The following is a 7,236-nucleotide window of genomic DNA, read 5'->3' as shown; positions in this document are numbered from 1 at the left end:
GCGGGGGTGGGGGCGGGTGGGTTTTTCCCCCCGGGGGCGTGGTCCTGGGCCGCCGCCGGGGGTGGGGGTGGGGGGGGGGGCGGCCTTCGTGATGGGGCTTAGAAGACCGGCTGGCCGGCGCGGACCAGGCGCCAGGAGTTGGTGAAGAAGTCGGCCGGGTCGATGATGCCCTTGGCCTTCACCCAGGCGATCATCGTGTTGCGGATCTCGTCGGAGTTCGCCCAGACCGCCTTGGCGGTCGCGACGTGCGGGAAGTTGCCGCCGCCGTTGGCGCGGTAGTTGTTGACCGCGAGGACGAACTGGGCGGCCGGGTCGATCGGCTTGCCCTGGTAGGACAGGTTGACGATCCGGCTGCCCTTCGGCTGCGAGACGTCGATGTCGTAGCTCAGGCCGTAGATCGAGTCGTAGTTGTAGTCCGGGGTGTCCTCGGCGTTGGTCAGGGTGTCCTTGTTGACCGGGGCGCCCGCGGCGAGCTGGTTGAAGTACTTGGCCGAGAACTCCAGGTAGTCCTTGAGCTGGGCGCCCGTCAGGATGCGGGCCTCCAGGGTGTTCTCGTAGATGTACAGGCCGGCCGCGTCGCGCAGCTTGACCTGGCCGGCCGGGATCATCGCGGTGCGGTTGAACGGCGCGGCCTGCGCGAGCACCGGCAGGTTGGCGTACTGCCCGCCCGCCAGCGCCGCCTTCACCGCGTCGGCCTGCACCTTGCCGATCAGGTCGACGATGGGGGTCGACTTGAACCGGGCGTCGGCGATCGACAGCTCGATCTTGCTGGTGCCGATGTTCTGGTTGACGTACGCCACGACCTTCTTGTGCTGGTCGGTGATGGCGTTCGAGATCTCCGGGTTCTCCGGCACGGTGTTGGAGTTCAGCACGCGCGAGGAGACCGACAGCACCTTCCAGGCGCCGTCGACGAGCTCGACCTCGAAGTCGAAGCAGCTCAGGCGCTGGCCCCAGCACAGCGGCTCGGACAGCACGACCGTCTTGCCGGTCTTCTTGTTGACGATGAGGCGCTGCGGCACCTCCTTGTGGGTGTGGCCGACGAGCACCGCGTCGATGTCCGGGACCTTCTCGGCCATCTCGCCGGAGGCGTCCTCGGGCCAGGGGAGCTGGTCGCCGTAGGTGGTGGCCTCGTCGATGCCGGAGTGGGCGGAGACGACGATGACGTCCGCGCCCGCGGCCTTCATCCGGGGCACGTACTTCGCGGCGGTCTCGACGATGCCCGGGAAGACCATCTGGCCGCTGACGTTGGCCTTGTCCCAGATCGCGATGCCCGGGTTGGTGAGGCCGAGGATGCCGACCTTGATCGGGGTGTCCTCGTCCAGCCACACCTCCTTGATCACGTACGGCTTGAAGGCGGGCTTCTCGTTCTTCGCGTGCAGGGCGTTGGCGCCGAGCAGCGGGAACTCCAGCTGGTCCTCGAAGGCCTTCACGGTCGGGATGCCGTAGTTGAACTCGTGGTTGCCGAGCGCGGCGGCGTCGTAGCCCATGAGGTTCATGGCGACGGCCATCGGGTGGTCCGGCACGTTGTCGCCGTCGGTGGCGATCGGCTCGACCCGGGCGTAGTAGTAGGTGAGCTGGGTGCCCTGGATGATGTCGCCGGAGTCGATCAGCAGGCAGCGGTCCCAGCCCTTCTCCTCGCGGACCTGGTTGGCCAGCGTGGAGATCCTGGCGAGGCCCACTGCGTTGTGCGCCTTGTCGACGTACTCGGCGTCGGTGAAGTAGTCCCAGTTGAGCACCCGGCCGTGCAGGTCGGTGGTGCCCATGACGGTGAAGGCCTGCTTGCGGTCTTCGCCGCGGTGCTTGGTGCCCTTGGCCTGCGCGGTGTCCGGCTCGGCGGCCGCGGCGGCGGGGGCGGCGGCGAGGGCGGTGCCGCCGGCCAGGGCGGCACCGGCGGCGGTGGCGGCGGACCGGGTGACGAAGTCACGGCGGTTCAGGGACATCGACGACTCTCCCGAGTGGGGGGACTTGCTGGCGAATGGACCGTCAACCGGGCCCGGTGTGGCGTGAAACCCCCGTGCAACTCCGTACAACCCCGTTTGACGCGCGTAGAAGGACGCGCGTAGAAGTGTGCCGTGCGCGCGGGCGGTTGGATAGCCCTCCGACGTTTCCAACAGGTGAGATCTTGGCGACTCGTTCGTGACGTGAGTGCACGGGGCCCGCGAGTGGTAAAGGCGGAAATCAGCCGAGTTGCGCGGTCAGCAGCCCCACCTCGCGCGCGAGTTCGGCGTCCGGATCCGGACCGTCCGCGCCCGCCCACGGCTGCCACGTGCGGGCCCGCAGGTAGCCGGCCACGGCCAGCGGCAGGCCGTCCCGCACGATCCGCCGCCCGGCCGCCGGGCCCGGCCCGGCGGCGCGCAGCGCCTCCAGCAGGCCGTCCACCCGGGCGGCGGGCGGCAGCGGGACGGTCCGCAGGTAGGCGACCAGGGCGTCCAGCTCGGGGTGCTCCGGCGGGTCGTCCTTCGGCCCGGGCGCGAGCAGCGCGCCCGCCGCGTACAGGCCCGCCACCACCCCCGGCCACCACGCCCCGCCCAGGCCCGCGAAGTGCAGCCCCAGTCCGATCGCGCCGCCCGCGCAGCCGACCAGGTTCCGGCCCGACTCCAGGTACTTCAGGGCCTGCCGGCCGGGCCCGTCACTGGTAGCCACGGATCTCCTCGAACACGCCGTCCAGCGAGCTCGTCCCGTCGAAGAGCTTGCCGCCGCTCTCGTCCGCGATCCCCTGCAGCTGGCTCACCGCCGCCTCGCCGAACTTGATCGGGAAGACCGGGATCGCCTTCGGCCCGGCCGCCAGCGCGTCGTGGAACTTCTTGAAGTCCCCGTCCGTGGCGCCCTCGTTGCTCTCCCCGTCCGTCATCAGCACGATCGAGGTGAACCGGTCGTCCCCGGCCGCCTTCTGCTGCCGGTCGATCACCCGGTACGCCTCCTCCAGCGCGTCGTACAGCGCCGTGCCGCCGTCGGCCGACAGGGACTGCACGTCCGCGTTGATCGACCCCAGCTCCGCCTCCGGCCCCGGCCGGCTGCCGGAGGCCGGCACCGCGTGCGTCTTCGTCCACTTCACCTTGGACGCGAAGGAGATCAGCGTGACCTCCTCGCGGTCCCGGAAGCGGCTCACCCCGCGGGTGTCGTCGGTGCCGGTCAGGCGGCCGAGCGCGGACTTCAGCGACGTGATCCGCGAGCCCTCCATCGAGCCGGAGGTGTCCAGCACGTACACCGTCCGGGAGGGGCGGCGCAGCTCGTTCTGGTACGAGGACAGCAGCCCGTCCGCGACGGCCCGGGTGCCCGGGAACGGCAGCTCCCGGCGGCGGTCGGACGGCAACGACGGCGCGGCCGCGGCCCCCGGGGTCACCGGGCGGCGCAGCGTCACCTCGGAGATGCGTTTCTGCACGTCCGGCGTCAGCAGGTACTGCGTGAGCCGCTGGAACGAGTCACGCTCGCTCTGGGCGCTGGACGACAGCAGCGACAGCGGGTAGTCCGCCGACACCACGCCGTCCACCGGGCGCACGACCGTCAGCTGCCGGTCCGCCGGCAGCGTCTTGTTCATCGACAGCAGCACCGACTCGTAGTTGACCAGCGCCCCCACCTTGCCCGGCTCCGCGCGGGTGTACGCCTGCGCCAGCCAGCCCGACGAGCCCGAGGTCAGCTTCTGGCCGGTGAAGAACTTCTTCAGCGACGGCGTCGCCTTCTGCACGTCCTCCTCGGTCAGCGCCGCCCCCGCCCCCGAGAACGCCGACGCCACCGCGACCAGCGTCGAGAAGCCCGAGTTCGACCGGGACGGATCGGACATCCCGTACGACAGCTTCCCGGCCGACGCCGCGTCCCCGATCTGCGCCCAGGTGACCTTCGAACCGTCCCCCCAGCCCAGGTCGCCCAGGACGGAGGAGCGCACGCCGACCGCCACCGGGGAGACCATGACCGGGGTCTCGGACAGGAGCTTCGACCGTCCGTTGCCGTCCAGGCGCAGGTACTGGTTCGACGGGAACCACACCGCGTCGTACTTGCCGTCCGCCTTGCCCGAGGACACGGCGTCGGCGCCGTCGAGCGAGCCCGTCCACGCGAACTGGACCGTCACCCCGGTGGCCTTCTTCGCGTCCTCCAGGATCGGCGCCATGTCCTGCAGCTCGCTGCCCGCCAGGATCCGCAGCACACCAGGGCGCGCGGTGGGCGCGGGAGCGTCCGTGGCGTTGGGGGACGGGTCGGGCTTCGGCGCCGAGGACGTGCAGGCCGTCGCCACGAGGAGCGCCACGGCGGAGGCGGCCAGGCGCCACGTCGTACGGACGGTACGGCTGTTCACTGAGCGTTCCCCTTCGCCGCGGCGACCAGTTTCTGCAGGACGTCCTTGGTCGGCACCTGCCACTGCTTCAACTTCGCCGACGAGAGGTCCGGCGCGAACGTCGGCTTCCGGCCGTTCACCTCCTTGGCGAACACGTCCTTGTCGGCCTGCGGGCGGAAACCGAACTTCGCCTCCAGGCGCCGGAGTTCGGGATCGTCCTGGAGCAGGCCGGCCAGCTTGGCGCCCTTGTCGTCGCGGGCGACCACCGTGTGGTCCGAGTAGATCGTCGAGTCCGGGTACATCACCACCATGTCGCCGGTCGGCACGCCGCTCAGCACGAGCTGCGCGGCCTGCGACTCGTAGGCGAACACCAGCGGGTTGCCGACGCCCGCCAGGAAGTCCTTGAACGGCTCGTCGCTGCTGCTCTTCTGGCCGCCCTGCACGGACGTCGCGGTGCGCAGGACGTCCTTCGAGGCGTCGATCCCCGCCTGGTCGGCCACCGGCTGGTGGCTGTTGAGGAGGTACGACAGCAGGGCGACGTACATCGCGCCCGACGACGAGCTCTGCGGGTCCGTCGTGGTCACGAAGATCCGGCCGGACAGCTCGGGGTGGGCGGTCGCGCCGTTCAGGTCCTGCCACTTCTTGCTGTTCCGCAACGCCTCCAGGTACGCGTCCATCCGGAACGTCACGATGCCCGCGTCCTCGGTCGCCAGGCCGTTCGCCTTCAGCACGGCCGCGACGGCCTCGTGCGTCACGATCACCAGCGGCGAGTAGAACGGCACCAGCGGCGAGTCCTGGAGGCCCCAGATCTTCTGGATGTCCTTCACCGGCGACGTGCTCGCCGGGAAGGCGAAGTCGATGTTCGCCTGGTTCGCCTGGTCGACCATCGTCCACGAACCGGTCGAGTCCGCGTGCACCTCCAGTCCCTGCTTCGCCAACTCGTCCTTGACCTCCTGGTTCTCGAAGAAGGCGCGCTTCTCCGAACCGATCAGGCCGTTCACCTTGACGAGCGGCCCGGGCCCCGGATGCGGATCCGGGTCCGGGATCAGCGCGTACGTCACTCCGCCGAGCAGCACCAAGGCCGCCAGCACCCCCAACGCGCGTCTCATGCCGAACGCTTCCCCCTCATGCTTCCCCCCTCGTCCGTTACGTCCGTTACGTCAACCGGGTGGTCCCCGGGTGACGAGCGTCCCGCCGGGCCGGGAGCGGCGGCCGAAGCGACGGTGAACCGGGGGTGAACTCCCCTTCACGGAATCGCATCGGCCGACCGGGCGGCGAGCACCGCGACCGGGCCCGTCGCACACCGGTCCGAGGATGTGTCAGATTGTTCAACTCGCCGTCCGGCAAAGGTCATCCCGAGGCCCGGACCCACGTCGGTGTTACGCGCCGGTAATGCCTACGCTCAGCAGTATGCGCCGAGCAAAAATCGTCTGTACCCTCGGGCCCGCCACCGACTCGTACGACCAGATCAAGGCCCTGGTCGACGCCGGGATGGACATCGCCCGCTTCAACCTCAGCCACGGCTCCCACATCGAACACGAGGAGCGCTACCGCCGCGTCCGCAAGGCCGCCGACGAGACCGGCCGCAGCGTCGGCGTCCTCGTCGACCTCCAAGGCCCGAAGATCCGCCTCGACACCTTCGCCCACGGGCCCGTACTCCTCGAACGCGGCGACGAGTTCACGATCTCCACCGACGACGGCGTCGTGGGGGACAAGGACATCTGCGGCACCACCTACAAGGGCCTCGCCGGCGACGTCTCGCGCGGCGAGCGCATCCTCGTCGACGACGGCCGCGTCACCCTGGAGGTCACCGAGGTCGACGGGCCGCACGTGCGGTGCATCGTCATCGAGGGCGGCCTCGTCTCCGACCACAAGGGCCTCAACCTCCCCGGCGTCGCCGTCTCCGTCCCCGCGCTCAGCGACAAGGACGTCGCCGACCTGCGGTGGGGCCTGCGGACCGGCGCCGACCTCGTCGCGCTCTCCTTCGTCCGCAGCGGGCGCGACATCCTCGACGTCCACCGGATCATGGCCGAGGAGGGGCGGTTCGTCCCGGTCATCGCCAAGATCGAGAAGCCGCAGGCGGTCGAGAACCTGGAAGCCATCGTCGACGCCTTCGACGGCGTCATGGTGGCCCGCGGCGACCTGGGCGTGGAGATGCCCCTCGAACAGGTCCCGCTCGTCCAGAAGCGCGCCGTCAAGCTCGCCAAGCGCAACGCCAAGCCGGTCATCGTCGCCACCCAGATGCTCGACTCGATGATCAACGCCTCCCGGCCCACCCGTGCCGAGGCCTCCGACGTCGCCAACGCCGTCCTGGACGGGACGGACGCGGTGATGCTCTCCGGCGAGACCTCGGTGGGCAAGTACCCCGTCGAGACCGTCAAGACCATGGGCCGCATCATCGAGGCCGCCGAGAACGACATCCTGGCGGCAGGCCTGCCGCCCTTGACCATCGGCAGCAAACCGCGCACCCAGGGCGGCGCCGTCGCCCGCGCGGCCGCCGAGATCGGCGACTTCCTGCACGCCAAGTACCTCATCGCCTTCACCCAGTCCGGCGACACCGCGCGTCGCTTGACCCGCTACCGCTCGCCCATCCCCGTCCTCGCCTTCACCTACGAACCCGCCGTCCGCAGCCAACTCGCCCTCACCTGGGGCGTCGAGACCTTCCTCGGCCCCTTCGCCCCGACCACCGACCAGATGGTCGAACAGGTCGACGCCGCCCTGCTGTCCCTGGGCCGCTGCCAGAAGGGCGACATCGTCATCATCACCGCCGGCTCCCCGCCCGGCCTCGCCGGCTCCACCAACCTCGTCCGCGTCCACCACGTGGGCACCCTGGACGTCTGAGCCCCCACTTCGGCGCGGGGCGGGGGGGGGGGGGGGGCGGCCCCCCGCCGGGGGTGGGGGGGGGGCCCGGGGGGGGGGAGGGGACGGGGGCGGGGTGGGGGGGGGGGGAGGGGGAGGGGGCTCCGGGG

Annotated in this window: 5 protein-coding genes; 1 reads left to right on the top strand and 4 read right to left on the bottom strand. The window is 70.7% G+C overall.

Annotated features, from left to right (window positions below; genetic code table 11):
* Window positions 1-98: 98 nt before the first annotated feature.
* The 4 genes from ACFV4G_RS15755 to ACFV4G_RS15740 form a co-directional block, all read right to left on the bottom strand.
* Window positions 99-1,940 (bottom strand): bifunctional metallophosphatase/5'-nucleotidase, encoded by a 1,842-nt coding sequence (locus ACFV4G_RS15755; RefSeq protein ID WP_380440499.1) that lies wholly within the window; start codon window positions 1,938-1,940, stop codon window positions 99-101.
* Window positions 1,941-2,178: 238 nt separating this feature from the next.
* Complete coding sequence (locus ACFV4G_RS15750) at window positions 2,179-2,643, bottom strand: hypothetical protein (RefSeq protein WP_380440497.1); 465 nt, start codon at window positions 2,641-2,643, stop codon at window positions 2,179-2,181.
* Window positions 2,630-4,288, bottom strand: coding sequence for an extracellular solute-binding protein (locus tag ACFV4G_RS15745; protein WP_380440495.1), 1,659 nt, complete (start codon window positions 4,286-4,288; stop codon window positions 2,630-2,632). Before ACFV4G_RS15745 ends, ACFV4G_RS15750 begins: the two co-directional genes overlap by 14 nt.
* Window positions 4,285-5,376: a hypothetical protein gene (locus ACFV4G_RS15740; protein ID WP_380440493.1), complete on the bottom strand. Its 1,092-nt coding sequence runs from the start codon at window positions 5,374-5,376 to the stop codon at window positions 4,285-4,287. The genes ACFV4G_RS15745 and ACFV4G_RS15740 overlap by 4 nt, the downstream gene beginning before the upstream one ends.
* A 301-nt stretch (window positions 5,377-5,677) precedes the next feature.
* On the opposite strand from ACFV4G_RS15740, the gene pyk reads away from it, so the two are divergent.
* On the top strand, window positions 5,678-7,108 hold the full coding sequence (pyk, locus tag ACFV4G_RS15735; RefSeq protein WP_380440491.1) for a pyruvate kinase: 1,431 nt from the start codon (window positions 5,678-5,680) through the stop codon (window positions 7,106-7,108).
* The last annotated feature ends 128 nt before the right edge of the window (window positions 7,109-7,236 follow it).

Origin of the sequence: Kitasatospora sp. NPDC059747 (genome assembly GCF_042732955.1) — a bacterium.
In the GTDB taxonomy this organism is placed as follows: domain Bacteria; phylum Actinomycetota; class Actinomycetes; order Streptomycetales; family Streptomycetaceae; genus Kitasatospora.
The sequence above is the reverse complement of the archived record's forward strand: the minus strand, read 5'-3'. Positions and strand labels throughout refer to the sequence as shown.

What these genes read in the sequence shown, in the direction of transcription:
- ACFV4G_RS15755 (WP_380440499.1), bottom strand. Translation starts at nt 1,940, where the DNA reads ATGTCCCTGAACCGCCGTGACTTCGTCACCCGGTCCGCCGCCACCGCC.
- ACFV4G_RS15740 (WP_380440493.1), bottom strand. Translation starts at nt 5,376, where the DNA reads ATGAGACGCGCGTTGGGGGTGCTGGCGGCCTTGGTGCTGCTCGGCGGA.
- pyk (WP_380440491.1), top strand. Translation starts at nt 5,678, where the DNA reads ATGCGCCGAGCAAAAATCGTCTGTACCCTCGGGCCCGCCACCGACTCG.